At 71.6% G+C, this 25,554-nt stretch carries 24 protein-coding genes and 1 pseudogene; 9 read left to right on the top strand and 16 right to left on the bottom strand.

Features of this window, described 5'->3' with window-relative positions:
• A pseudogene (locus IMZ11_RS28980) lies at positions 1-345 on the top strand (MFS transporter); the annotation flags it as partial.
• Here IMZ11_RS28980 and IMZ11_RS28975 read toward each other — a convergent pair.
• Together IMZ11_RS28975 and IMZ11_RS28970 are read right to left on the bottom strand one after the other, a co-directional pair.
• Positions 317-1,051 (bottom strand): SchA/CurD-like domain-containing protein, encoded by a 735-nt coding sequence (locus IMZ11_RS28975; protein WP_228645621.1) that lies wholly within the window; start codon positions 1,049-1,051, stop codon positions 317-319. The pseudogene IMZ11_RS28980 and the gene IMZ11_RS28975 sit on opposite strands and share 29 nt — an antisense overlap.
• Before the next feature lie 163 nt (positions 1,052-1,214).
• Entirely contained in the window at positions 1,215-1,670 is a 456-nt protein-coding gene (locus tag IMZ11_RS28970) for a DUF1772 domain-containing protein (protein WP_228645620.1), read from the bottom strand.
• A gap of 175 nt (positions 1,671-1,845) precedes the next feature.
• Between IMZ11_RS28970 and IMZ11_RS28965 the strand changes: the two genes are divergently transcribed.
• From IMZ11_RS28965 to IMZ11_RS28955, 3 genes are read left to right on the top strand one after another with little or no spacing between them, the layout of a single operon-like run.
• The gene (locus IMZ11_RS28965) at positions 1,846-2,943 is read left to right on the top strand and encodes an acetylserotonin O-methyltransferase (protein ID WP_228645619.1); all 1,098 of its coding nucleotides are present in this window, start codon (positions 1,846-1,848) and stop codon (positions 2,941-2,943) included.
• Entirely contained in the window at positions 2,940-3,662 is a 723-nt protein-coding gene (locus tag IMZ11_RS28960) for an SDR family NAD(P)-dependent oxidoreductase (RefSeq protein WP_228645618.1), read from the top strand. Before IMZ11_RS28965 ends, IMZ11_RS28960 begins: the two co-directional genes overlap by 4 nt.
• Positions 3,662-4,048 carry an antibiotic biosynthesis monooxygenase gene (locus tag IMZ11_RS28955; protein ID WP_228645617.1) on the top strand — a complete coding sequence of 129 codons (387 nt, stop codon included), beginning with the start codon at positions 3,662-3,664 and terminating at the stop codon, positions 4,046-4,048. Before IMZ11_RS28960 ends, IMZ11_RS28955 begins: the two co-directional genes overlap by 1 nt.
• A gap of 119 nt (positions 4,049-4,167) precedes the next feature.
• On the opposite strand, the gene IMZ11_RS28950 is transcribed toward IMZ11_RS28955, so the two are convergent.
• From IMZ11_RS28950 to IMZ11_RS28940, 3 genes are all read right to left on the bottom strand, one after another.
• Positions 4,168-4,554: a hypothetical protein gene (locus tag IMZ11_RS28950; RefSeq protein ID WP_228645616.1), complete on the bottom strand. Its 387-nt coding sequence runs from the start codon at positions 4,552-4,554 to the stop codon at positions 4,168-4,170.
• Positions 4,555-4,821: 267 nt separating this feature from the next.
• The gene (locus tag IMZ11_RS28945) at positions 4,822-5,364 is read right to left on the bottom strand and encodes a flavin reductase family protein (protein ID WP_228645615.1); all 543 of its coding nucleotides are present in this window, start codon (positions 5,362-5,364) and stop codon (positions 4,822-4,824) included.
• Positions 5,365-5,564: 200 nt separating this feature from the next.
• Positions 5,565-7,328: a tryptophan halogenase family protein gene (locus tag IMZ11_RS28940; RefSeq protein ID WP_228645614.1), complete on the bottom strand. Its 1,764-nt coding sequence runs from the start codon at positions 7,326-7,328 to the stop codon at positions 5,565-5,567.
• Positions 7,329-7,554: 226 nt separating this feature from the next.
• On the opposite strand from IMZ11_RS28940, the gene IMZ11_RS28935 reads away from it, so the two are divergent.
• On the top strand, positions 7,555-7,830 hold the full coding sequence (locus tag IMZ11_RS28935) for a hypothetical protein (RefSeq protein WP_228645613.1): 276 nt from the start codon (positions 7,555-7,557) through the stop codon (positions 7,828-7,830).
• A 136-nt stretch (positions 7,831-7,966) separates the two neighbouring features.
• Here IMZ11_RS28935 and IMZ11_RS28930 read toward each other — a convergent pair whose 3' ends face one another.
• Genes IMZ11_RS28930 through IMZ11_RS28920 form a run of 3 tightly spaced genes read right to left on the bottom strand, consistent with a single transcriptional unit; the run spans position 7,967 to position 9,977 of the window.
• On the bottom strand, positions 7,967-9,220 hold the full coding sequence (locus IMZ11_RS28930; RefSeq protein ID WP_228645612.1) for a beta-ketoacyl synthase: 1,254 nt from the start codon (positions 9,218-9,220) through the stop codon (positions 7,967-7,969).
• On the bottom strand, positions 9,220-9,645 hold the full coding sequence (locus tag IMZ11_RS28925) for a cupin domain-containing protein (RefSeq protein ID WP_061257457.1): 426 nt from the start codon (positions 9,643-9,645) through the stop codon (positions 9,220-9,222). The genes IMZ11_RS28930 and IMZ11_RS28925 overlap by 1 nt, the downstream gene beginning before the upstream one ends.
• A complete protein-coding gene (locus tag IMZ11_RS28920; RefSeq protein WP_061257456.1) occupies positions 9,642-9,977 on the bottom strand; it encodes a TcmI family type II polyketide cyclase in 336 nt (111 codons plus the stop codon). The genes IMZ11_RS28925 and IMZ11_RS28920 overlap by 4 nt, the downstream gene beginning before the upstream one ends.
• 201 nt (positions 9,978-10,178) lie before the next feature.
• On the opposite strand from IMZ11_RS28920, the gene IMZ11_RS28915 reads away from it, so the two are divergent.
• Positions 10,179-11,420: a cation:proton antiporter gene (locus IMZ11_RS28915; RefSeq protein WP_228645611.1), complete on the top strand. Its 1,242-nt coding sequence runs from the start codon at positions 10,179-10,181 to the stop codon at positions 11,418-11,420.
• Positions 11,421-11,493: 73 nt separating this feature from the next.
• On the opposite strand, the gene IMZ11_RS28910 is transcribed toward IMZ11_RS28915, so the two are convergent.
• The 8 genes from IMZ11_RS28910 to IMZ11_RS28875 form a co-directional block, all read right to left on the bottom strand.
• Positions 11,494-11,835 carry a YdhR family protein gene (locus IMZ11_RS28910; protein WP_228645610.1) on the bottom strand — a complete coding sequence of 114 codons (342 nt, stop codon included), beginning with the start codon at positions 11,833-11,835 and terminating at the stop codon, positions 11,494-11,496.
• 15 nt (positions 11,836-11,850) lie between these two features.
• Positions 11,851-13,797: a TOMM precursor leader peptide-binding protein gene (locus IMZ11_RS28905; protein ID WP_228645609.1), complete on the bottom strand. Its 1,947-nt coding sequence runs from the start codon at positions 13,795-13,797 to the stop codon at positions 11,851-11,853.
• Complete coding sequence (locus IMZ11_RS28900; protein WP_228645608.1) at positions 13,790-16,168, bottom strand: YcaO-like family protein; 2,379 nt, start codon at positions 16,166-16,168, stop codon at positions 13,790-13,792. The genes IMZ11_RS28905 and IMZ11_RS28900 overlap by 8 nt, the downstream gene beginning before the upstream one ends.
• 21 nt (positions 16,169-16,189) lie before the next feature.
• Positions 16,190-17,737: a SagB family peptide dehydrogenase gene (locus IMZ11_RS46380; RefSeq protein ID WP_228645607.1), complete on the bottom strand. Its 1,548-nt coding sequence runs from the start codon at positions 17,735-17,737 to the stop codon at positions 16,190-16,192.
• Complete coding sequence (locus IMZ11_RS28890; RefSeq protein ID WP_228645606.1) at positions 17,734-19,026, bottom strand: thiopeptide maturation pyridine synthase; 1,293 nt, start codon at positions 19,024-19,026, stop codon at positions 17,734-17,736. Before IMZ11_RS28890 ends, IMZ11_RS46380 begins: the two co-directional genes overlap by 4 nt.
• Positions 19,023-20,327: a thiopeptide-type bacteriocin biosynthesis protein gene (locus tag IMZ11_RS46375; RefSeq protein ID WP_228645605.1), complete on the bottom strand. Its 1,305-nt coding sequence runs from the start codon at positions 20,325-20,327 to the stop codon at positions 19,023-19,025. The genes IMZ11_RS28890 and IMZ11_RS46375 overlap by 4 nt, the downstream gene beginning before the upstream one ends.
• Complete coding sequence (locus tag IMZ11_RS28880; protein WP_228645604.1) at positions 20,317-23,016, bottom strand: lantibiotic dehydratase; 2,700 nt, start codon at positions 23,014-23,016, stop codon at positions 20,317-20,319. The genes IMZ11_RS46375 and IMZ11_RS28880 overlap by 11 nt, the downstream gene beginning before the upstream one ends.
• Positions 23,017-23,142: 126 nt before the next feature.
• Entirely contained in the window at positions 23,143-23,325 is a 183-nt protein-coding gene (locus IMZ11_RS28875) for a thiomuracin/GE37468 family thiazolyl RiPP peptide (RefSeq protein ID WP_061257447.1), read from the bottom strand.
• Positions 23,326-23,436: 111 nt separating this feature from the next.
• Here IMZ11_RS28875 and IMZ11_RS28870 point away from each other — a divergent pair, with 111 nt between their 5' ends.
• From IMZ11_RS28870 to IMZ11_RS28860, 3 genes are all read left to right on the top strand, one after another.
• Complete coding sequence (locus tag IMZ11_RS28870) at positions 23,437-23,718, top strand: DUF6461 domain-containing protein (protein ID WP_228645603.1); 282 nt, start codon at positions 23,437-23,439, stop codon at positions 23,716-23,718.
• 159 nt (positions 23,719-23,877) lie between these two features.
• A complete protein-coding gene (locus IMZ11_RS28865; protein ID WP_228645602.1) occupies positions 23,878-24,273 on the top strand; it encodes a YciI family protein in 396 nt (131 codons plus the stop codon).
• A gap of 3 nt (positions 24,274-24,276) precedes the next feature.
• Entirely contained in the window at positions 24,277-25,542 is a 1,266-nt protein-coding gene (locus tag IMZ11_RS28860) for an RNA polymerase sigma factor (protein WP_228645624.1), read from the top strand.
• Positions 25,543-25,554 lie beyond the last annotated feature (12 nt).

The following is a 25,554-nucleotide window of genomic DNA, read 5'->3' as shown; positions in this document are numbered from 1 at the left end:
GGCTCAGGGGGCGCGGGCGGAGGGGGCACGGTCTCCCCGCTGTGGCTGCTCACGGTCTTCTTCCTGCAGGCGTGCGGCGAGCTGGCCCTGGCGCCCGTGGGGATCAGCGCGGCGGGCAGCGCGGCCCCGGCCTTCTACACGAGCCGGATGATGGGCGTGTGGTGGGTGTCGGCCGCCGTCGGCGCCGCCGTCGGCGGCCGGGTGGGGCAACTGGCCGGGGCCGTGCCCGCCCACCTGTACTACGCGTGCCTGGGCGGGGTGGCCCTGCTCGCCGGCGCCGTACTGCTCGCCCGCAGGCGGCGCCTGACCCTGCTGCTCACCGCCGCCGATCCGGCACGGGTGTGACCTCCTCCGATCCGGTACGGGGACGCGGCGGGTTCAGCACGGAGAGCTGGGAGATGCAGCGCATCACCCGCCCGTCGAGCCCCGCGTCCCCGTCCTCGACGACCGCCGCCACGCCCGTGCTCCGCTCCCGGGCCGCCAGATACCCGACGGCCTCGCCGGTGTCCCCCTCGTACTGGTGGACCCGGATGAGTGTGGAGCCCCGGAGGAAGCTCGCGCTCGCGAGGATCGGCCCCTCCTCACCGGAGACGGGCGGCGCGGATGCCAGGAGCTCGGCGGCGGCGGTCTCCGCGTCCGGGCGCAGGCCGTACCGGAGGGCGATCATGGAGGTGGCGACGCGTTCGCGACGGGCGTGCTCGTGGACCAGCGTCATGATCGAACGGCCGAAGTGGGCGCGGAAACCGGCGGCCGTGGAGGTGTCCCTGGGGGTGGCGAGCAGCGGCGCGATGCGCCGCTCGGCCTCGTGCACCCCTGGCTGCGCCGCCATGTGACGGCCCACGGCGGCGAGGTCGCCCTCGTACTGGATGACCCGGACCATGTCGGTGTCCTGGATGAACAGCCCGGTGGCGAGCAGCCTCCCCACCTCCTTCCCGTCCTCGTCCCGCAGGACCGGCGAGTCGGCGCGGGTGAAGTTCCCCGGGGCGAAGATCTCGGCGATCTCGTCCTCGTGTCCCGGCGCGACGCCGTAGCTGATCGCGGCGAAGGGCATCGTGTCCTCCTGTTGTGATGACTGTTGTGATGACCGGCGTGATGACCGGCGTGATGACCGGCGTGATGACCGGTCGTGACTGGTGGTCGGCGGGTTCGGCGGCCGACCTGATGGACGGCGCGGCGGCCGGCGCGGTGGCCGGCGCGGTAGAGGTCGGGGCCGGTCAGGACAGCACGACCGCGACGGCGTTCGCGGCCAGCGCGACCAGGGCGAGCGAGGTCCGCAGCATGTGCCACCCCCGCCACAGGGGCCTGGGGTCCTGCCAGTCCTCGGGAACCGCCTCGGGATCGACGGCCTTCACCCGGCGGTTGATGGGCACATTGCCCAGGTGGGAGACGAACTGGCTGGCCAGCAGCAGCACCCCCGCCACGACGAACAGGGTCCTGGGCAGCCGGTCGCCGGGCATCAGCCCGAGCCAGAGGTCGGCGACCATCCCCACGTTGACCACGATCGGCATCGTGGGGTGGTAGCCCTTGCCGAGCAGGCGATGGGTCTCGATGTAGCGCCCCGCCGGCAGGGCGAACAAGGTGGGCAGGACGCTGACGGCCACGGCGAACAGCACCCCGGCGACCACCCCGCTGGTGATCAGCGCGATTACCTCAAGTAGTTCCGGGATCACGTCCCGCTCCTCTCGACGACCCGGTACGGCGCAGCCATGGTCACGTCAGCCGGTGGAGGGTAACTCGACCGCCGCTTGAGCTGGCCCCTCGATCGGGACCTGAGCGCTCTTTGAGCAGCTCACGCCACCGTTGTGGGATCGGCCAGCGCGCGAAGTGACATGGAACGGAGATCAGATGGACGGCAATTGGCACGGCGCCAGCACCATGACGGGGGCGCCTCCCCAGGCGCGGCCACCGGCCCAGGCCCGGCTGCTCCTGCTGACCAGCGGCAAGCGGATCTCGCAGGTGATCTACGCACTGGCCGAGGTCGGCGTGGCGGACGTGCTCGCGGACGGGCCGCTGCCGGTCACCGAGATCGCGGAGAGAACGGCCACGGACCCGGACGCCCTGCGCCGCCTCCTCCGCTGCGCCTCGGCGGTCGGGGTCTTCACCGAGCAGGACGAGGGCGTCTACGCGCTGACCGAGATGGCCGAGGCGCTGCGGTCGGACGTGCCCGGCAGCCAGCGGGACATGGTCCTCTTCAACGGGTCGGACCTGCTCTGGTTCCCGTACGGGGAGATCGTCAGCGGCCTGCGCACCGGGCGGCCGGTGTTCTCCGAGATCTTCGGCTCGGAGTTCTTCGACCACCTGCGCGCCAACCCCGAGGCGGGTGCCCTGTTCGACCGGGCGATGACCCGGATGAGCGCCGCCACGACCGGCAGGTTCCTCGACGCGTACGACTTCGGCCGGTTCGCGGACGTGGTCGACGTCGGCGGGGGGCGCGGCCACTTCCTGGCGGGGCTGCTCGAACGGCACCCGCACGTCCGGGGGACGCTGGTCGACCAGCCCCAGGTGGTGACCGAGGCCGCCGCCGTGATGGCCGAGCGTGGCGTGGCGGACCGGGTGCGGCTGACGCAGGGCGACTTCTTCGGCGAGCTGCCCTCCGGGCACCGGGCGTACATCCTCAAGGCGGTGTTGCACGACTGGAACGACGAGGACGCCGCCGCCATCCTGAGGCGGGTCGGGGACGCCATGGGCGGCGATCCCGGGGCCCGGCTGCTCGTGCTGGAGCACGTGCTGGCGCCCGCGAACGTCTGGGACCACGGCAAGGTCCTCGACATCGACATGATGCTCCGCTTCGGCGGGCGTGAGCGGGACCTCGCCGAGTGGCGGGCGCTGCTCGGATCCGCCGGTTTCGAGATCGTCAACAGTCCGGGGGCGGGTCAGTGGACCGTCATCGAATGCCGCCGCACCGGGGCGACCGGGGCGACCGAGGATCAGGAGATTCGATGAGCGTGCACGGGAGGAGAGTCCTGCTCACCGGCGGAACGCGAGGGATCGGGCGGGCCGTCGCGCTCGGCCTGGCGCGCGCCGGGGCGACCGTGGTGACGTGCGCCAGGCACGACGGCGAGGACGCGGAAGGGCTGCGCCGGGAGTTCAAGGAGATCGGCGGCGACCATCATGTCGTCCAGGCCGACGTGACCGACGCCGGCGACGTGGACCGGCTGGTCGGCGTCTGCCTGTCGGCGATGGGCGGGCTGGACGTCGTCGTCAACAACGCCGGCGCGATCAGCCACGCCCCGTTCGCCGAACTCGCCGTCGAGGACTGGCACCGGGTCCTGGACGCCAGCCTCACCGGCGCCTTCCTCGTCACCCAGCGGGCCCTTCCCCTGCTGGGCCACGGCGCCTCGATCGTCAACATCGGCGCCGCGGCCGCGCTGCGCGGGCTTCCCGGGCGGGCACACTACACCGCGGCGAAGGCGGGGCTGATCGGCCTGACCCGCTCGCTGGCGAAGGAGCTGGGGCCGGCCGGCATCCGGGTCAACCTGGTCGCGCCCGGCCCGATCGAGACCGGAGAGGCGGACGAGCGGGCGCTCAGCCGCTACCGCCACCTGATCGCCCTCGGCCGGCCGGGCACGCCCGACGACGTCGCCGGAGCGGTGCTCTTCCTGGCCGGCGACCAGTCGCGGTTCGTCACCGGGGAGACCCTCATGGTGGACGGGGGCATCTGATGCAGGAGGCCGCTCGGCGGACCGTACAGCAGGGCGTACAGCAGGATGTACAGCAGGGCGTGCGACAGGGCGGGGATCGGGGCGCGGTCCGCGTGGTGCTCTGGTGCCGGGCGACCGGCGCCGACGTGGAGGCCGTCGAGTCGGCGTACCACCGGGTCAGCGCGACGCTGGCCGGAACCCCCGGCCTGCTCGGCAACGAACTGCTGCGATCCGCCGTTGAGCCGGACGTCTTCGCGGTCATGAGCGAGTGGGAGGACATGGCCGCCTTCACCGCGTGGGAGCGGGGGCCGGACCACCGCGACGCCACGGCGCCGCTCAGGGGATACCAGGAGCCGCACCGCGGCCGCTCGTTCGACCTCTTCCAGAAGGTGGCGGGCTACTCCTGACACGGGTTCGCCGCCCAGGCCCCTTCCCCGGGACCTGGGCGGCGAACTCGCGCTTGTCGCTCCTCGTGCTTCTCACTCTTCGCGCCAGCGTGCCCTCGGGGGCCTCCGTGTCGTTACAACTAGGGCGTGTAGACCTGGGAGACCTTCACGATCCGCTTGCTGGAGTCGAACCACACGTAGAAGCCCATCTTCCTGGCGGAGGACGGCTTCAGGTGCCTGTGCAGCCATTCGTAGCTCACCCGCTTGGAGGCCGAGCGGTTCGCCAGGATGTTGACGTAGAACGTGGCCTTCGAGGAGACCTCGTAGGAGGTCCACTTCCCCGTCCGCTTCCACTCCCACGCCTCGAACTCGGGATGCCGCCAGATCTTGCCCTTGGCGAAGGCCAGACGGCCGTCGTCGGCGGGGGCGAGGAAACCGAACTGCTTGGCCGTGGCCGTGGCCGTGGCCGCCTGGGCGGGAGCGGCCACAGACAGCGCGAGGATCAACGCGAAGAGAATCTTTCTCATGAGGGGACTAATACCGTGATCTTCACGTTCTCGCCAGCGCGCATGGTCGAAGTTAGCGCCTACCCAGAGCGTCGAGCGGGCGATGCGTCATGACCGTTGAGGCCCAACGGGGCGCCGTCGATCCCGGTGACCGACCCCGAGGGCAACGAGTTCCGCCCGGACCGACGCGAGGGAACGACATCCCGGCCGTTCCTGTGGAAGACGACCGCGGAGGAGATCCTCGAATCCCTCGCATAGATGTCGCCGGCGAATTTCAGGCCCGGGACACTAGCGTTCCGCGCCCAGCGGGGCCGGCCAGGCGGCATAGCGGCGCAGCCCGTACAGCAGGGGGTCGCGGCGCGCCTCCTGCCGGATGAGGCCGGCCTCCCCGAGCACGATCACGTGGTCGCCGACCGCCTGTGTGCCGACGACCCGGCAGTGCGCGACCGCGTGCGCGTCGTCGATCAGGTGCGGCCCGGCGGCGTCGGGCCCTGCCTGCCAGCGAACCCGGTCGAAGCGGTCCGGGTCGCCGGAGGCGAACAGCCCGGCCGTGTCCGCCGCGCCCTCGTGCAGCAGATTGACGGCGAAGGTCAGCCGCCGTGTGATCGCCTCCAGGGTGGGGCTCCCGTACCGCACGCAGACCAGGAGGACCGGCGGGGTGAGCGTCACGCTGCACACGGACGAGCACGTCATCCCCTTGGGCTCGCCGTCCGGTCCGAAGGTCGTCAGGATCGCGACGCCGGTGGGGAATGCCGCCATCAGCGCGCGGAAGTCCGCGGGGCTGGCCGTGGAAGACGGTCGCCCGACGGGTTGTGCCGAAGGATCGATCACCTCGTACCTCCTGATCAGGGGCCGGCGACGAGGCCGGCGGCCGGGGCCGATGACCGGACCGGTGACCGGGGCGCGGCGGCCCCGCGCGCGGGGCCCACCCGGGCGCGCGCGCTGGGCCGCGAGGCGTCCCGCCTCGTCACGACGGGTCACGACGGGTCGCGCGTGGGTCGCGCGTGGGTCGCGCGTGGGTCGCGCGTGGCTCACAACATCCCGATGTAGCCGGCGATGTGGCGGCCCGCCCAGCTGTCCAGGTCGTTCAGAAGCTGGGCGTTCAGCTCCGGATCCGTCCGGAACGCCTCCAGCGCCCGGCTCTGCGTGAGCGCCCGGGAGACCAGCGCGTCACCCGCCTTCCTTCGCGCCCACCAGTCCTCGATCGGTTCGGCGCGCTGGAGCAGGCGGGCGGGCACCTTCTGGCCCAGGAGGATGTTGTCGATCCCGGCCAGGCCGAAGAACGTGGGCGCCGCCCCGAGAGCGAGGTCGAGGATGTACGGGTCGCGCCGGGTGAGCGGCGCCCCGTTCTGGTAGAGCGCGAGCAGCGGCTGGAAGCCGGAGATGTCGCACCGCTCGCGGACGTCCTTCCAGAACTCCGTGTCGAGCCGGGTGTTGAACTTGTAGTGGATCGCCAGGAACCAGCGGATCGCGTCCCAGCGCTGCCCGAGCCCGATGTTGACGACGTCCCGGGCCTGCTCGTCGGACCAGGAGGCCGGGAGCACGCTGGTCAGCGTCTGCACGGCGAGGGCGATCATCAGCAGGCCGGTGGACTCCAGCGGCTCCACGAAGGCGTAGGAGTTGCCGATCGCCATCACGTTCCCGCGCCAGGCCTTGTCGTGCCTGCCGCTGCGGAAACGCACCTGCCGCAGCCCCTCGATGCCGGGGAACCTCTCGGTCAGCTCCTTGTGCGCCTCGTCGTCCGACAGCGCCGACGACGAGTACACGTACCCCAGGTGGTCGCTCTGGGGGGTCGGGATGTTCCAGCACCATCCAGCGTTCATGGTCGTCGCGGTGGTGTAGGGCTTGAGGTGGCCGCCGTTCTCCAGGTTGCCGGTCACGGCCGAGTCGGTGAACAGGCTGCCGGCGTAGCTGTGGAAGGGCGTGTCGAGCGCCTTGCCCAGCAGCATGGACCGGAAGCCGGTGCAGTCCACGTAGAAGTCGTACCGGAGCTCGCGGCCGTCGGTCGTCCGCACGTGGTCGACCCACTCGTCGTCGCCGAGCACGACGTCGTCGAGTCGCGCCTCGACGTGCCGTACGCCACGCTGCTCCGCCAGCTCGGTCAGGAAGGCGACGAACCGGGCGTTGTCGAGGTGGTAGGCGAAGGGGAGGTACTTCATCAGCGACACGTACTTGCCGTCGATCTCGTAGACCCCGGCGCGGTCGGCCATCATCATCAGCGACTGCACGGTGAAGCCGTTGACCGTGTTCTCCGCCTCAAGGGCTCCGAGCGCGCCGATCGAGTGGTGGTGCCAGTCGAACGTGGCCATGAACCCGTCCGGGTCGGGGCCCCAGTCGAACTTGATGCCGAGCTTCCAGGTGGGCTCCACCTTGCGGTAGAGCTCCATCGGGTCGATGCCGAGGAAGTGGTGGAGGAACATCACCATGTAGGAGACGGTGGCCTCGCCCACCCCGATGATCGGGATCTCCTTGGACTCGACGAGGGTGACGTCGAGCCAGGGACGCTTGGTCTTCAGCGCGAGCGCCGTCATGTAGCCGGCGGTCCCGCCGCCGATCACCCCGACGCTGCGGATGGCGCGGGGGTCGTCGTCGGACGGGCGGAAGCGGTCGCTCTCGACCTTCTCGTGGTGCTCGGTCAGGGCCTTCGGGGAGACCCCCGCGGGCGCGCCCGGCCAGCCGGGTGTTCCGCCCAACCATGCCTTCACGCCGGCCGACTCCTGCTCGGTGAGCGTTTCCAGCAGCACGTCCAGCGGAGTCTGGCCCCCTGGCCCCATCGCGCCACTCCAGTGTTGCATCTTGGCACTCCTGACATCGGGAATCTCGGCCGCCCGGTCGGGACGGCCGGGGACATCGGGTGGGTGAGATGTCGCGCGTTCCTCGCCCGCGTCTCACTGTGGTGACCGAGGCTCGGATGCCGCTGGAGAGCCGCTCGGAGGGGGTTCTCGACTGGTCGTCCACTCCGCTCCGAGCGTGTACGGACATCCTTCGGGGACGCGATCCCGACCGCAGGAGGCTGCCGCCGTGTCCGAAGGTGACGAGAGCCTGCCGTGGCGCCTCCTGGCCCGGGCGGCCATCGGGGTGATGAAGGCGCTGGCGGCGTACGGCAGGACGGTCTACAGCCTGCCCGTCCCCGTCCCCGTCCCCGTCCCCGCTGACGCTGACGCTGACGCCGACGGCGACGGCGACGGCGACGGCGACGGCGACGGCGACGGCGACGGCGACGGCGACGCGGTCACCGTGCCCGACGACCTGTCGGAGCTGGAGGAGCGCTGGCCGGAGGCATGGGTGGATGACTGACCGCCCGTGCCGGCGGTTCCGTGGAGACTCACCGGCACGGGCGGCGCTGTGGGGCCGTACGGCGGGCGGTGCGGAAGCCGTACGGCGGGCGGTGCGGCGAGCCCGGTACGGGAAGGCGGTATGGGAAGGCCCGGACTCAGGCCCTGGCCAGCACCATGGCGCTCTGGAACCCGCCGAAGCCGCTGCCGACGCTGAGCACCGCGTCCATCGTGTGCTCGCGGGCCGTTATCGGCACGTAGTCGAGATCGCACTCGGGGTCGGCGTTGTACAGGTTGGCCGTCGGCGGCACGGCCTGCCGGTCGAGCGCGAGCGCGCACGCCGCGACCTCGATCGAGCCGATCGCCCCGAGCGAATGGCCGATCATCGACTTGATCGAGCTCACCGGGACCTCGTACGCCCGCGCGCCCAGGCTGCGCTTGAAGGCCGCGGTCTCGTGCCGGTCGTTCTGCTTGGTCCCGGAGCCGTGGGCGTTGACGTAGTCGATGTCGTGCGGCCCGATCCTGCCCTGGTCCATGGCGACCCTGATGGCCTCGGCCATCTCCCTGCCGTCGGGCTTGAGCCCCGTCATGTGGAAGGCGTTGCTGCGGCTCGCGAACCCGACGATCTCGGCGTAGATGTGCGCGCCGCGGCGACGCGCACGCTCCGCGTCCTCCAGCACCAGGACGGCGGCGCCCTCTCCGAGGACGAACCCGTTGCGCCGGGCGTCGAACGGCCTCGACGCGTGCTCCGGATCGTCGTTGTTCGGCGACGTCGCCTTGATCGCGTCGAAGCACGCGGACGTGATCGGTGAGATGGGCGCGTCGGTGGCGCCCGCGATGACGACGTCCGCCGCGCCCTCACGGATGATCTCCACACCGTGGCCCACCGCGTCCAGGCCGGACGTGCACCCCGTGGAGATCAGCGCCGTCGGCCCCTCCGCGCCGACCTCCCAGGCGACCTCGACGGCGAGCGTGCTGGGCACCATGTACCCGTACAGATGCGGGACGCCGTGGCGGTGGTCCACCAGCCATTCGCGTCCCTCGTCGGAGAGCACGGCGTACTCGGTCTCGAGGCCCATCGTGCATCCGACCGCGCTACCGATGCTCACCGCGATCCGGCCGGGGTCCAGCGCCGCCGGTTCCAGGCCGCTGTCCGCCACGGCCTCGCGGGTGCAGACCACGGCGAACTGCGCGGCGCGGTCCATCCGGCGGATCTCCCGTCCGGTGAGGCCGGCCGCGCGCGGGTCGAAGTCCACCTCCGCCGCGATCCGCGACCGGAACCCGGAGGGGTCGAACAGCGAGATCCTTCGCGTCGCCGTACGGCCGGCGGTGAGCAGTTCCCAGAACGCCTCACGCCCGACCCCTCCCGGCGCCACCGTGCCGATCCCCGTGACGGCGACGCTCCGTGACATCACGATCCCCCCACGACCGGATCGGCCAGGTCGGGCCGGGGCAGCGTCTCGGTGTCGACATGGCCGAGCTCGGGCCTCGGCGCCAGCGGGGACAGGTGGAACACCACGTGGGCGGTATCCGCGCCGACGTTGCGCAACCGGTGCCTGGTGCCGATCGGCACCAGGAGAGAGTCCCCGGCGCCCAGCTTCACCGGCTCGCCGTCCAGGGCCATCTCCAGCTCCCCGGAGACGACGTGGAGGAACTCCTCCGAGTACGGGTGGTAGTGCTCGGCGACGAACTCGTCCGGCGAAAGCCGCAGCACTCCGCCGAATCCCGATGTGCAGCCGACGGTCCTGGGACTGAGCGTCACCCTGATGTCGCCGCCGCGCCGGCGGTTGGCCGCCACGCTCTCCAGATTGATCGGCAGCCCGCGTGATTCGTTCACTGGATCCTCCCCTCGTCCGCCGTCCACACGTAGAACGACGTGGCCATGGCGTCCTTCGGCTCCTTCCAGCCGGGGTCGTACGGCGAGACGAACTCCGTGAGCCTGGTGTTGATGTCCTGGTAGAGCGGGTGGCTCCGCGCCTTGTACAGACGCGGGGAGATGTCCTCGTCGGCCTCCACGAGGTGGAAGTACAGGTCGTGGAAGGCGAAGAGCGAGCGTCGCGACACGCCGATCATGTGGGGCAGCCCCGTCGCGTCCGATTCGGCGAAGACGTCCGCGATCCGGCCGGGATCATCCGTCTTCAGCCTCGCCACTATCAACGTGCGATGCACCGTGACCTCCTGTGGGTCTCTACCAGCGGTGCGGTCAGTGTCGCCACCGCCGCTGGAGACCGGCTCGAACCGGGCTAGACGGGCGATGGAGCGGCGCCGGGGCATCGCCCCACCGGCCGTCAAGCACGCCTCGAGCCGCCGACCCGACCCTCGGAGGACGCACTCGCGCCGATCGGCGTACGCGCGACGACAGGAGATGTGATGGCCACCCATCTGGTGACGACCCTGCTCATCGGCCTCGCGGCGATCGTCGCCCTCGCCTCCGCACTGGGCGCCGTGGCCCGGCGTGTCGACCTGCCACCGGTGATCGGCGAGGTGTTCGCCGGGATCCTGCTCGGCCCGACGCTGTTCGGCGGGGCGGTGACGGAGACTTTGTTCCCCACCGACATCCGCCCGTTCCTCGCCGCGCTCGCCAACGTCGGCGTGGTGGTGTTCATGTTCCTCGTCGGCCTCGAACTGAACCACGGCCAGCTGCGCCGCGGCCTCGGGGTGGCGGCCACGGTGTCGGCCGGTTCGATCGTGGTGCCGTTCACGCTGGGCGCGGTGCTGGCGCTGGCGCTGGCCGACGGTCACCCGGCCCCCGACCGTCTGGCGTTCGTGCTCTTCATGGGCGCCGCCATGTCCGTGACCGCGTTCCCCGTGCTCGCCCGGATCCTCACCGACCGGAACATGCACCAGACCCCGACCGGCGGTCTCGCCCTGGCGTGCGCGGCCGCGGACGACGTGCTCGCCTGGTCGATCCTCGCCGTCGTCGTCACCGTCGTCGGCACGGGCGGCGAACAGTGGCGGATGCTGCTCCTGGTGCCCTATCTGGCGCTGATGTTCGGCCTGGTCCGCCCGCTGCTCAGGAAGCTGGCGGCCGCCGGCGGATCACCCGGCCGGCTCACCCCCGCCAAGCTCGGCGCCGTACTCGTCGGCCTGCTGCTGTCCGCGTGCCTGACCGAGTGGATCGGGCTGCACTTCATCTTCGGCGCGTTCCTCTTCGGCGCCGTGATGCCGCGTGAAGCAGCCGAGCGGATGCGTGCGGAGATACTCGACGGCCTCGGGCAGTTCACCGGCGTCCTGCTTCTGCCGATCTTCTTCGTCGTCGGCGGCCTCAACGTCGACCTGTCCCGGATCGGCGCGGCGGGCGTCGGAGAGCTCGGCCTGATCCTGCTGGTCGCGATCGGCGGCAAGTTCACGGGCGCCTTCCTCGGCGCGCGCATCCACGGGCTGCGCGCCCGCCAGTCGGCGACCCTCGCCGCGCTCATGAACACCCGGGGCCTCACCGAGCTCATCATCCTGAGCGTCGGTCTCCAGCTTCACCTGCTGGACCGCACTCTCTATTCGTTGATGGTGGTCATGGCCCTGGTCACGACGGCCATGACCGGGCCGCTGCTGAGGCTGTTCCACCCCGTGCCGTCCACGCCCGAGGTGGCGGACGTCCGCCAGCCCGTGTCGTGACGGCCCGCGTCACGAGGCCCGGCCGGCTCCCATGACGTGAAAGCCGGCCGGGCACCCGCGTCGTGAAGACCGGCTAGATGTTCCCCGACATCGCGCGTCCCAGGCCGGCCAGGGCCTCATACGCGCTGCGTCCCTCCGCGACGGCCTCCAGCTCGAAGACGCCCACCGATGTGGGCGGGTAGCCGATGAGCTCGACCGCCCTGCTCACCCGCGCGGGACCGTCCATGTGCGCGGCGGAGTCCCACAGGTAGATCGCCCCCCACACCTGGCGATCCGGATTGGCGAACCACAACTTCAACCTCATGCCGTCGAGCACGGAGTACGCGTCCACCGCGTAGTCGCGCAGGTACTCGCGAAGGCTGTCCACGGTCTGGGCGGATCGGCTGAGATCCCACGCGACGATCGAGACGTACATTGCCGTGCTCCTCGCTCAGGGGAAGGGATGCGGGTGGGGGTTGATACCGGCCGCGCCCCCTGCGGGACGCAGCCTCGGCAGGCCGTGCACCCGCCGGTACGCGTGTCCGAAGGTCATCGGCACCATGCCGGGGATGACGACCTTGACGCAGGAGAGGCCGCCGATCCGGTGCTCGGGCGTGGTCTGGTCCACGACGACCACGTCCAGGCCGCTCGCGAGATAGCGGTCGAGCAGCGCGCCCAGATCGTCCCGGAGGTCGGCGTTGCGGAAGGCCGCGGTGTCTCCCACATCGGCCGTCCGGCGTACCTCCGGCGAGTCGAGGAGGAACCCGAGCCGCGCGGCCGCCCCCGGGTCCCCGTAAAGAGTGGAATGGTGCGCCATGTCCGTCACCAGAGACGGGTCGTCCGCCATCCTCCGCGCGAGGTCGCGCTGGGCAGGATGACGGCGGATCCGGTCGGTGAGGATCGGGCCGAGCTCGCTCAGCGCGTTCTCCACCGCGCGTTCGGGATCGAGATGGGCGCCCGCGGCGCACACCGCCGCCGGCCGCTCCCCGTCCCCGATCGGGTCGACCGCCATCGCCCACACGCACGGGACGCCCTGCTCACGCGTGGTGTCGAAGGCCATGATCCGGTAGCCGGTCTCATGCTCGATCGCCTCGGCGACCAGGGATGTGGACTGCCCGGCGGAGCCGAGGTCGATCCGGGGCGCGGGCGTGCGGAGATACCACGTCATGAGGAAGGCGTCCCGCTCGGCGACCTCCAGGACGCCGTGCAGGATCGCCTCCTCCAGGCAACCGCCGAGCGCGCACCCGTTGGAGGTCTCGTACACGAAGGGCCCGTCCGGGTCGCCTACCGGACGCGTCCGGTAGTACGCGTAGGACTCGGGGACCAGGATCGGTTCGCGGCGGGCGAAGGAGTACCCCCACACCCACGGGATGGAGGTGGTTTCCCGGAACGGCGGATGGCGAAAGCCAGGCGCCCGGTGCCATTCCTCCGGGTAGAGCCCGAGAAGCCGGGGATCGAGCGCCCGGTCCGCGATGTCGGCGTACGCGGCGCGGACGGCGGTGCGTTTCCCACCGGGACGCATGCCGCCGTAACGCTCCAGGGCCTCAAGCAGCGCGGTCAACCGACTGCTGCGATATCCGCGGCTGCGGCCGTAGCCGTGCTCGACCCCGCCGTCCCGCAGCCCCATGGGAGCTCCGGCGACGGGGAGACCGCCGTCGTCGCTCTCGACGACCTTCCGGATGAGGCCCGTCTCCTCGTCGACGTAGAGCGCGAGGAGGTCGTCCAGCTCGTCGGCCACGTCCCGGATCCGGTACGCCCGTGGGCCGCGTTTGGGCTGCGGCACCGGCGTGATCTCCGCGAGCGCCGCCGCGTCCACGGGCAGGCCGCCGCAGTCCGGGCAGAGCGGATCGGGCAGGACACGATGCTCCCCGACCCGCAGAATGTCCAGATCGACATAGAGCAGCGCCCCTCGGGTGCGCATACGCGCCGGATCCACGGCCAGCAGCTCCAGCTCGCCCCCGACGAGGGCCGCCACGAGGAAGGCGGCCTGCGGGGTGAGCCACGATGACGGCCGCTCCGCGAGCTCCGCGCCGTGCCGTTCCCGCACGGCCGCGTGACCGAGGGAATCGGGGCGGGCCAGCCGGCGGCGAAGCTCCGCGCAGCTCCAGCAGCCCGGTACGCCGGGGAGTTCCACGGGACCGAGGACGACCCGGCCAAGCTCGGCATGGACCCCGAGCCACGGCACTCCCACTTGGGCGCACGCTTTGCGCAGGCCGGGACGGCCGCCGACGTCCCAGGCGTCGCTCGCCACGACGACCGGAACGCCGACGCTCGCGACATCCTCCGGCACGGGACGGGGACGTCGAAGAACCTCACCGGAACCGGACAGCACCTCGGCGATCGCGTCGGCGATGAGCCCGTCGCCGAGCAGGACGGCGCGAGGCCCGTGCTCACTCATGCCCCGGCACCTCACGCCCTGCCATCACGTGCCCCGGTACCCCACGAGCCTGCGCCCTACGAACTGACACCTCAGGAGCCGGCATCCCAGGCCCCGGCACCACGTGGACGGCGTACGGCATGACGTCGGCGACCTCCGGATCATGGTCGAGCGGGACCGCCACGGGCCCCATGCCCCGGCGCTCCAGCGCGGCCACGATGTCCGCCACGGAGACGGGGGGACGGACCTGTCGCGTGATCCCGCTCGTCGTTCTCTCAGGAAGGCGTGCCGGCGCTCTCTCAGGGAGGCGTGCCCGCGGTGTGGGGGCGTATCCCGGTCGTCCGTCGGCCTGGGACTGGGATGTGAGCACCGCCTGTTCCAGCGCGTCGCGTACGGCGTCCTCCATCGTCAACCCGGCGGCCTCGCCCGCCACGGAGCCGTCCAGACTGCACACCACGGCGGGCACCCCGAGCGGCCCGGTGATGTCGTGGAGCGCGACGGCCCGCCCCGTCGCCGCGAGGATGGTCCGATATCGGTCACCCCGCGCGTCCAGGGGCATGGCGGTGAGGTCGAGCCGCGAGCGGAAGGCGCCAAGCGCGTCATCCTCCGAGTGCAGGTCGTCCAGGGTCAGGTTGAGGCACAGACCCAGCAGGCCGGTCACGATCGCCTGCCGCCAGGCGTACCCGGCCGCCACTCCGGAGGTGACCGGGGCGGCGGCGCCGAGCCCAGGGAAGACGGCGAGGGCGTTCACGAGGATCGGCTCTCCGTCAACGAGGCCACTCCCCCATACGTATCCCGTGACCCTGCCGGATCTCAGGTTCGCCAATGCCTCCCAGGGGTCGTCGTCCGGCCCCACGAGCGGTTGTCCGTACGCGTCGACGAGCCGCCGTGGATCGACAGCCAGCGCGCCGTACATCGCGAACGCCTTGAGCGCGGCGGCCATGCGTGCGGCGGGGAAGTCCACGCCCGCTCCCGTGACCACCGGCCTCGCGGACCGGACATCCGCGCTCACCCCAGAGACCACCGGCCTCGCGGACCGGACATCCGCGCTCACCCCAGGGGCACCCGGCCTCATGGACCGTACGTCCGATGAGGTGAGGAGGCGGCCCGGGTCCGACACCTCGATCTCGCAGACGTGCAGGGGAATCTGTGCGTACTCGCGTTCGGTCGGCCGGCCGAGCACGCCCGCCCGGGGTCCCACGTAGGCCATCGTCCGGCGGGCGAGCGACTCGGCGTCGAGGGCGGGGCCCCGGACGAGGGCGCTGACGCGCTTCACGAGGTCCTCGGCCGTTGCGGGCTCGACCGGCACGGTGAACGGGTGCGGCACGAACGCGTGCGACTCGGTGCGCAGCGTCATGAGGTCCGTCCGCGTCATGCGCGCCGCCTCGCCCGCGTCGAGAAGGCCGGTGACCGCTTGGAACGCCCGGTGGACGAGCTGGGCGGCCAGGACGGCGGCGACCGGCCCCTCCAGTGCCGGGTACGAGGCGGTGCCACCGTCCGCGAAGGCGAACCCGCCCTCAGTCGAGGCGGTGCCGCCGTCCGCCACGACCGCGCCGCCGTCCGCGTTGGCGTGCTGCCGGGACAGGACGCGGAGCCAGCCTGCGGTCCAGCTCGGTCCTCCGACGGTCACCCGGCCGATGGGCCCCATCCACGCGGCCTCCCCCACGACGACCAGTTGGACCAGCCGCGCTCGCCCTCCCGTACAGATCCGGTCGACTTCCCTCGCGCGATCGGGGCGGTCGGAGACGTGAACGACCAGGTCGGCATCGCTCAGCCGTGCGGCAAGCGACCCACCACACAGGTCATCTGGCGGCATCACGAACGACCCGCCACGCATGTCGCCCGGCGGTGCGGCGAACGACCCGCCGGAAAGGTCGTGCCGGGGCGGCCGCTCGGCTCGCTCACCGGGCTCCGGCGGCACATCACCGGAAGGAGGATCTCGGAGGTCGATCACCCGTACCGATCGCAGGCCGGACCGGAGCGCCGCCCGGGCCGCGGCCGCGAGCAGAGGGCCCTCACCCACCACCACAACGGACTGGTCGCGATAGCCGCGCAGCGTACGGGTGCCGGAGCCGGTGAAATGGTCCAGATACCTGTGGAGCGCCGACTCCCTGTCCGGAGGCGGAGCCGGCGGAGCCTCGCGCGCCCTCTCCGTGACCACGTCGCGGGAGATCAGGTCGGTCAGGAAACGCTCGACCGTCTGACGCCGGTCCGGCGCCAGATCGGCCGTCAGTTCCGCCATGGTGAACCGGCCGTCCAGGTACGGCGCGAGCCGTACCAGCAGCTGGTGGACGGACCCGCCGGTGAAGGAGACAGGACCCCGATGGGTGAGGACGTGGAGCCCTTCGGGAGAAGCGGCGTAGTAGACGTCGGGGCGTAGGAGCAGGCCCATGTTCTCCTCCACAAGGTGTGATCAGGTGAGGGGACGGCTGCCGAGCGCGAACTCGCCGACGCTGCCCTCGTCAAGGTCCTCAAGCCCGGTGGCGGCGGCGAAGGCCGAGGCGTCACCGCCGCCCAGCGCGCACGCCGCCAGTCCCATGGCGGTGGCCGCGAGGTACATGGTCTGCTGCAGCACGCCGACGTGTTTGAGTACCAGCGAGTACGGCATCTCCTGGTAGGTCAGCATCAGGCGGCCGAACCGCGCCGCCATGATGATCAGCACCTGGGGCCGCGTCTCCGTCCCGGCCGCCCAGCCCGCCGCCATGAGCAGCCGGTCCACGTCAGGACCCGCGGGCCGTACCAGCCGAAGCCGATGTTCCTGCGCGTCGTAGTGGTACATCCCCGGAGTCAGACCGGAGGCCAGGCGGACGACGGGATACAGCTCCAGCTCGTGTGCCGCGCCGCCCGAAGGATAGGGGCGGTCGAGCTTCTCCTCGCCCTCCTCCATGCGGCTCCCGCGGATCCGGGCGCATCGGTAGAGCAGCTCGCCGAGCTGGGCGACCGTGATCGGGTTGCCGTCGTCGTGGACGCGCGTCGATCGGCGGTCCTCGACGACGGCCGCGAGCGGAGGGTCCAGGCGCCGCAGCGCGTCCACGTCCGGCCGGGGAAGATCGACGGAGATACCGGAGTACGCGGTACGACGAGCGGGCAACGGGTCGAAGACGCCCTTTCCCCAGGACGTGCGTCCCCAGCCCCGCTCGGGCGGCAGCCGGTCGCGCATGCGGGTCCGCTCGTGGAACCACAGCTCGTGCGGGGTCCACTGCCGGAGGTTCCTCGTGGTGTCCTCCGAACCTCCCGCCGGTACGACGAGCCCGGCCCAGCGTAGGTCCCGCAGCGTCCGTGCCACCGCCGGAGCGGGCAGCGATCCGACCGCGTCAGCGGCCGTCGGCTGCGCCAGCCCGCCCAGCAACGCCATCACGCGGGGATCGTGCACGCGGACCCGCCCCCACGCCAGCGGCGATTCCAGTGTCATCTGCCGCTCATCCCTGCGGATGACCGCGAAGCGTGACAGGACGAGTTCCTCCCCGGCCGCCTCCATCGACGACGGAGGCGGTGGAGGCGGACACAGCGCGCGCAGGGTGTAAAGAGGACGGCCCTGGTAACCGACGGTCGTCTCCAGCCAGCCTCCCCTGAGCAGAACGTCAAGGAGTTCGCGAGTGGTGCCGCCGACATCGTCGAGAGCGGTGACGCCGTGGCGGGCGCCAGTGACACCGTGAGCCCCACCGACGACACCGTGAGGCTCGCCGATGACACCGTGAGCACTGGAAGCAGCAGTGGAGGCGGTGGTGGTGTCGGTGTCGGTGTCGATGACGTCGTGCCGTGCCGCCAGGTCGAGCAGTTCCTGGACCGTCGCCGTCTCCGCCGCGAGCCTACGCAGCAGCGCACGCCGTCCCACGTCCAGTCGCCCCAGTGACTGCCCGCGGCCCCAGCGCTGCACGAGATGCACCGTCCCACGATCGTCCACGACGCTCCACACACCGGGTCGCAGCCGCAGCCTCTCCTCACAGTCGTCTGTCGTCACGAGGACGCCTCCCGGTGAGTGTCGAATCGGGCACTGTCGCCCTGGGCGGTATCCACGTGGCCGGAGCCGAGCCGGTCCGCGTCCACCTGGCCGGAATCGAACCGGCCAGTGTCGAACCCGGCAGAATCGAACCGGCCAGTGTCGAACCCGGCAGAGTCGAAGACGGGCACCCGCTCGACCGGCACCGAGGCCACGTCGAGCGCCGAGACGCCGAAGTGGTCCTCAACCGTGCCCGCGATCAGATGGCACAGCAGATATCGCTCCACCGGCGTCACCCCCAGCCGTGTCAGGTGGAGATAGGTGTAGTTCGTCATGAGGCGGTACACCGTGAACCAGGTGGCCGAACGGGTCTCGGCCCAGGCCGGGGTGGAGTACAACTCGCGGTGGAACGGGCTGTCATCGGACGTTCCGGTCCAGGTCGACCGCCGGGACGCGCCGTCGGGATCCAGAGAGAGCCGGCCCTCCTCGATGTATCGCGCCGCCCTCGGCCGGAACGGGGCGAGCGCCTCCACCCAGGCACGCGCGTACGGCGTGGCCAGAGCGCTCCGGTCCGGTCTCGCTTCGGGTCGCGGCGCCCGCCCGTCGGGTGCCTTCGCGTCCAGCACCGCGAGCACCGCCCGCAGCCGTGCCGCGAGCTGCCCCGCGTTCCTCCGCCGGTGCTCCTCCCAGCCGTGCCGCACTCCGCGCCCTTCGGGATGCAGTTCGAGGAACGCCTCGGCGTGCGAGCGGAAGGAGACGAACCCGTTGGCGACGCCGATCCCGGACAACGCGTGCGCCGTGGCCACCATGAGGTCGAAGGCGATGCCGAGCCGCTGCCCGCCCCGCCTGACGGCATCGGTCATCTGGAAGGCCAGATCCGTCGTGACGGCGTAGAAGTCGGCCAGCAACTCCGCCGCCTCGACGCCGCCCAGCGTGTGCAATCGCCGGTCATACTCGGCGCGCCGTACGGAATTGTCCTGATACCAGGGCAGGAGCGGCCCCGGCTCGTCCTCCAGGTCGGCGAGCCGCCGGTGGAGGGCCAGGTGTTCCTCGGGGACGAGCCGGGCCGTGGACGGGTGTCTCTTCAGGAAGCCGCCGATCACCTCCTGTACGGCCGGCCACACCAGGCGGTCCACGGTCCGCGCGTCGGCGTGTACGTTGACCCGCACATGCGGTCCGCGCTTCCAGTGCCGCACGTAGAAGGCGCCTTCGACCTGCCCGCGAAGCCGGGCGAGGAGCGGGCGCACGCCGTCCAGGATCAGGTCGTCCTGGACGCCGTGATAGTGGATGTGGAAGCTCTCCCAGCTCATCGCGGCACTCCATCACCTCGAACGGCCGCGTCGCCCACACTGAGCTCCACGTCCACGGCGCGTTCTGTCATCCCGGCGGACCCCGTCTCTCCGGCGAGTTCGCTCCTCCCAGCGAACCCCGCCTCCTCGGCTGGTTCTGTTCTCTCGGCCGCCCCCGTCTCTCCGGCGAGCGCCGCGACGGCGCGGGCGGCCATGCCCCGTACGGCGGCTTCCTCGGCCGGTGAGACGCCGAGCCGGTTGCACACCAGATGGGCGCAGATGTCCGTCACCGCGACCGCACGTACGCGGGGGATCTCGGCCGTGACCTCCCCGGATCCCTCCCATCCGCGCTCCGGGGGGACGAACGCGCGTGCGGCGATCTGCGCCTCGAGCACGTCGGTGAGGGTCCGGACCGACCGGGACCAGGAGGCGAGCGACCCACCGTCCGCCAGCTCCGGCGCGTGCCGGGCCAGCCGGGCCATGTCCCGCGCCAGGCTGAGAAGCGGACCGCGCCGTGCCTCGAAAGCCGCGTCCGGCCGCCACCCCACCTCCCCCAGCGTCCCGGCGGCTCTCGTTTCGCCCGCCTCCCCGAGGCCACTCGCCCGCACGAAGGCCGCCGCGTCCCTCGCCTGCACGAAGGCTTCCGTTTCCTCCGGCTTCGCGACGGCTTCCGCGTGGCCCGCCTGCACGAAGGCGCGCACGTCCGTGCCGCCTCTGCCACCTCCGGCGCGTCCGAAGGCAGGGACGGCGAATTCGGCGACGTCAGCGGGATCGGGCCGGCACGCGAACCACGCGAGCAGGATCATCGCGAACGCCGCCGTGGCGCGCCGGGCGGGCGACGCCTCCCTCCGCAGCACCGACATCGCGATCGCGCTGGACTCCGTGAAGTGCCGCTCCACGGCCTCCATCGAGGCTCCGTCGCCGTACCGCCGGTGTTCCCGCCGGTACGGCACGAACCCGAGCGTGTCGGTGGGCCACAGGCGCGGCGAGTACGACGACAGCCCCTCCCATTCGGCCAGAGCCCGCGCGAGCCGGCCGTAGTCCGCCTGACCGATGCGCTCCGACGAGGGGTGCACCCGGACGTACGTGTCGAAGCGGGCGGTCAGCAGTCCCTCGATGTCCGAGCGGGCGCGGCCGGGAGTGGGCAGCACCCGAACGCGTACGTGCGGCCCGCCGTCCCAGTAACGCAGGAAGAACCACTGTTCGACCAGGCCGTCCGCCACGAGTTCCGTGATCAGCGGATCGATCAGGTCCACCAGGAGGCGGTCCAGGTCTCCCTGGTAGAAGGCGTGCGCGCTGATCCAGTCCCGTTCAGGCCGCACGGCGATCCCCCCGCTCCGAGATCTCCAGCAGGAACTCCGAGACGCTGGGGTCGGCGGGATCGCCGCCGACGGCGTCCTCCGGCACCGGCAACGCCTCCTCGAAGATCACGGCACCGGCCGCTCCGGCCACCGCGCGCTCGAACACCGTCACCAGCAACCAGTTGGTGAAGTCCACGTAGAACGGCTTGCGCGACCGGTCGAGATACCACGCCGCACTGGCCCCGCCGTGCTCCTGAACCCGTACGAAGCACCGTGCCGGAATCCGATGGTCCGCGAGCCACTGCGCCATCCTCAGCAGATGGCCGGCGTCGGACTCACCCTTGCCCCGCGCCGGAACCTGTTCGATCGGCGCCGTCCACCGTGCCCGGCGTACCACCAGACGGCCGATCTCCACGCGCGGGAGGGCGATGACCGGGCCGGACGGCGCCTCCGCCCCGTCAGCCAGCGGCGAGACGCTGGGGTGGAGGTAATAACTCCCGCCGAAGCCGAGTGCGAGCAACCGGGCGAGCGGCGGCAGCAGCGCCTCGGTCATCATGCCGACGTGCAGCGGCCGCACCTCGGCATTCAGCCTGTCGGAGAACAACCGCGCCAGGCCGGTCAGCGGGTCGTGCGCCACCGTGAGCTCGCCCGGCGCCACGCGTTCGGCCTCGGGCCGGGCGCTGACCGTGAACGGATAGTCGATCTCGTACGGCAGTCCGGCCCGGCGCACGTTGAGCGGAGTGCCGAACAGCCCGCCCAGCTCGGCGGGAACCGGCTGCTCCGCACTCCAGCCGCCCTCGGACGGCACGGCGCCGCCCGCCTGCTCGAGCAGGTGCGTCAACCGGGTACGGCCCCTGCCGTACCCGGAGTAGGCCACGTTGAGCACCAGCCGCAGCGGGTGCTCCGCCCGGACGATCTGGAGGTAGCAGGCGAGCGACCGGGTGGGCTCGATCCATTCCGGCCAGGATCCGGCGGCACCGGCCATCGCCGCCGGATCGACGCGGACGACCCCGTCCGCGTCCGGCGCTCCGTTGATCACCCGTAGAGCCTCGCGCCGGAGCCGGTCCAGTTCCCGGAGCCGCGGCAGGCGCCCCTCCGCCCGCACCGCCGTACGGGGAGACGCGTTCTGGAGCAGGCGACGCAGGTCCCACGCGGCCCCGCCGAGGTCCACGCCGTCCCGCACACCCGCGCCGAGGTCCACGCCGTCCCGCGCGGCCATCTCTTCCTGGACCACCCGGTGGAAGGTCAGGAGGGGCACCCGCGCGCCCGGGCCGAACCGCTCCTCGCAGAACGCCCCCAGGGCGACCCGCAACGGCAACATGCCGTCGAAGACGGCGAGCCAACGCCGTACGGCGTCCAGGTCCTCCAGTGCCGGCCGCCAGCGCGGTAACGAGCACGTCACCCGAGGCCCGACGTAGACAGCATTCTCATGAAATATGTGCTTATCGGGTTCGACGCCGGGATCGTCGATCATGCCCGTGCGAACCGCGAGGTCGCCCACTGTCCGCCGCAGTGCGCGCTGCCGGTCGTCGTGTCCCACGACGTCGTGCACCGGGACGGGCCGGCGCAGTTCCGCCCTGGCCCGGTCCACGAGGCCGACGACGTCGTTCCGGACGTCGGCCCGGACGTCGGCCCGCGCGGCCAGCCAGCCGCTCCACTCGCCGAGCGGGTCCCCGGAGAGGTCGGGCACCGGCGACTGCTGTTCCAGCAGGCCCGCCCGTACCAGCCCGGCGAGGAACCGCTCGACCCGCTCGCCCGCCCCGTGCCGGGTGGTCAGGTGGTCGCGGAGGCCGGTCAACGTCCATCGGGGATTCTCCGCGACGGCGGCGAGGCACGCCTCGATGGCCGGGGTGACCGGCAGCGTCACGATCGGCTCGTCCGGTGGACGGCCGACGAAGCTCAGCGTCTCCCCCGTCACGGTGACGCTCGGGTTGACACGCAGCCGCAGCGAGGCCGCGAGCGCGGCATCGGCCCCCACCACCCGGCCGAAGCCCTGAGTCACGAGAGCGCTGAGTTCCAGCACGCCGCTGACCTCGGCCGGCCCCTCGAACCGCAGCGGCGCGTCATCCGCCGCCCAGCCGGCCGCGCCGCTGACGGTGAAGGTGCTGTACGGGCTGGTCCTGGCGGCCGCCCGCGCCACGTACTTGGCCAGGCGGACCAACGACTGCCGGCGCGGACGATCGTTCCCGTCCGCCAGCCACTTGGTCAGTTCCCCGAACAGCGCCGGGCTGGCCTGCGACAACGCCCGGCGGAACGCGGGGCTGGCGGCGGCATCCCTGATCACGGCCATCGCGTCCACCGCCTCGGCCGCCAGCACGTCAGGCAGTCCGGCTCTGAGCCGTTCGCTCTCGTCCAGAGTCGCCAGCCACGTGGTCACCCTCCGGCCCACGTCCTCCGGCAGACACGCCGCCACGCTCTCGTTCCATTCACCGGCCCCGGGCCTGCGCCCCCGGTGCAGCGCCCGGCGCAGGCCGACCAGCCGGGGTTTCAGGTCGCCGTCCAGCGGTGCGCCGATGATCTCGTACAACGCCGCCGCGAGTGCCTCGCCCTCGCTCGCGGTCACTCTCCTCAACCGGATGAACCGCTCAATCCGCGTGGACAGCCCCGTGGACCGCAGCCGGGTCAGGACCGACGCCGGCAATCCCGCCGTCCGTATCACCAGCGACGGTTCCACCCGTACGCCATCGGACAGCCTCAAATCGATGCTCATCGTGTTCCGCCAGGCCTCTCCGCTCATGCCCGCCCGCGTGCCCCGACCGCGGGAACGGCCCCGCACGGCGTCACGGTGCCGCACGGCGTGAACGGTGCCGCCGGATCTCCCCGGCGGCACCCACGCTCAGCTGCTGCTACTGCTGCTGCACGCGATGCTGCACGAGCAGAGAGCGCACCCGGAGGCTCCGCCCTCGACCAGGCCGTGTCCGGCCGTCAGCGACTCGATCGTGAGACCGCTGTCGGCCAGTTCGAACACGTCCATCGGCAGATTCTCGAGATCGAAGTCGAGCGCCTTGGAAGCACCCATTCCGGTTCCCCTTTCGTAGCCGGCTGCCAACGACCTGGATCGTGACCCGGCGCACTCAAGCTCCGCTCAACCCCCGCTGAACGCGGACCCCCACCTGGAAGGGCGCTTCTCGTGTCGATCAACCGGCATGACGGCGCCGCGGACGGCTTCGTCCATTCGGTCGACGACGAGGTGGTCCTGCGGTTTACGCCGTTGGCGCGACGGGGTCGGAAGGGCGCCGACCCCGAGCGGTGGAAGGCCGTGATGAAGCAGGTCGGCCTGGGGCGTCACATGTCCGATCCTCCGATCGCGTGCGCGTTCGCCCTGGCCGAGAAGATCACCGGTGTCGCCCTCTCCGAGGACGTGCTCGGCATGCGGTTCCTCGTCGCGAGGACCGTCGCGGACGAGCACTGACCGTTCTTTTTGATGCGCGTATACCCTCTCACCTGCGCATACGACGAGCGGACCCGACCGATCTGAATTTTCTTTTCCGAATGGCCGCCGGGATGTCGAGAATGGGACCACGTGCTTCGACCTGTGGGTGAAAGCGTCGAGGAACGTAAGGAGCGAGACATGAAATACATGCTGCTGATGCAGTTCAGCGAGCAGACCGACCTTCCGCCGATCCACACCTGGCCCCCGGAGGACGTCAAGGCCCACATCGAGTTCATGCACGCCACGAACAGCAAGTTCGTCGCGGACGGCGTGTTCGTGGACGCCCAGGGACTGGCGGGTCCGGACCAGGCCAGAATCGTGCGGGCCGGCGGCAGCGCCCCCGTGGTCACCGACGGCCCCTTCCCCGAGACGAAGGAGTTCCTGGTCGGCTACTGGATCGTCGACTGCGAGAGCCCGGAGCGGGCGGTCGACCTCGCCGCGTACGTCTCGGCCGCGCCCGGCCCCGGCGGCAAGCCGCTGAACATGCCGATCGAGGTCCGCCAGGTGATGTCGGGCCCGCCTGAGGAGCTGTGACCCCTGGCTGGCCCCAGCGTCGACGACCTGCTGCGCGAACTGGCGCCGCAGGTCGTCGGTGTGCTCACCCGCCGTTTCGGGGACTTCGACGCCGCCGAGGACGCCGTACAGGAGTCCATGCTGGACGCCGTGGCCCAGTGGCCGGAACAAGGCGTTCCCGACAATCCACGGGGCTGGCTCATCCAGGTAGCCCACCGCCGGATGGCCGATCAGGTGCGCAACGAGCAGGCGCGCCGCCGCCGGGAGGAACTGGTGGCCGCACAGGCTCCCCCGGAACGGCGTACGGCCCCACCGGCCGAGGACGCACGCGAGGCGGAACGGGACGACACACTGATCATGTTGTTCCTGTGCTGCCATCCCGCGCTGACCTCGGCCTCCGCGATCGCCCTCACTCTCAGGTCCGTGGGCGGCCTCACCACCGCCGAGATCGCCAAGGCGTTCATGGTGCCCGAGGCGACGATGGCCCAGCGGATCAGCCGGGCCAAGCAGCGCATCAAGGCGTCCGGCGTCCCGTTCCGGATGCCGGACCCCCAGGACCGGGCGAAGCGGCTCGGCTCGGTACTGCACGTGCTGTACCTGATCTTCAACGAGGGCTACGCCAGCAGCGTCGGTCCCGACCTGCACCGCGTGGAGCTGTCCCGCGAAGCCATCCGGCTGGCCAGGATGGCCCACCACCTCCTCCCCGACGACTGCGAGGTGGCCGGCCTTCTCGCGCTGATGCTGCTCACCGACGCCCGGCGCCCCGCGCGGGCCGACGCGGCAGGCACCCCGATCCCGCTCACAGAACAGGACCGGAGCCTCTGGGACGGCCAGGCCATCGCCGAGGGGATCGCGCTCGTCACCCGCACTCTGGCCAGGGGCGCCGTCGGGCCGTACCAGCTGCAGGCGGCGATCGCCGCGCTCCACGACGAGGCGACGACGGCCGAGGAGACCGACTGGCCGCAGATCCTGGCACTGTACGGCCTGCTGGAGCGGATGTCCGACAACCCCGTGGTCACGCTCAACCGCGCCGTCGCCGCCGCCATGGTGCACGGCGCCGCGACCGGCCTCGACATGCTCAGGGCACTCGACGGCGACGGCCGCCTCACGGGGAACCACCGCTTCTACGCCGCACGGGCCCACCTACTGGAGATGGCCGGCGACCGCCGAGCCGCCGTCGAGGACTACCGCGCGGCGGCCGGCCGGACGACCAGCGTCCCCGAACGTGACTACCTGACCACCCGCGCCGCCCAACTCGCCCGCGACGCCGCCGCGAGCGGATCCCCTTGAGCAGGGGCACCC

This window comes from Microtetraspora sp. AC03309, from assembly GCF_020826795.1.
GTDB classification, from domain to species: domain Bacteria; phylum Actinomycetota; class Actinomycetes; order Streptosporangiales; family Streptosporangiaceae; genus Microtetraspora; species Microtetraspora glauca.
The sequence above is the reverse complement of the archived record's forward strand: the minus strand, read 5'-3'. Positions and strand labels throughout refer to the sequence as shown.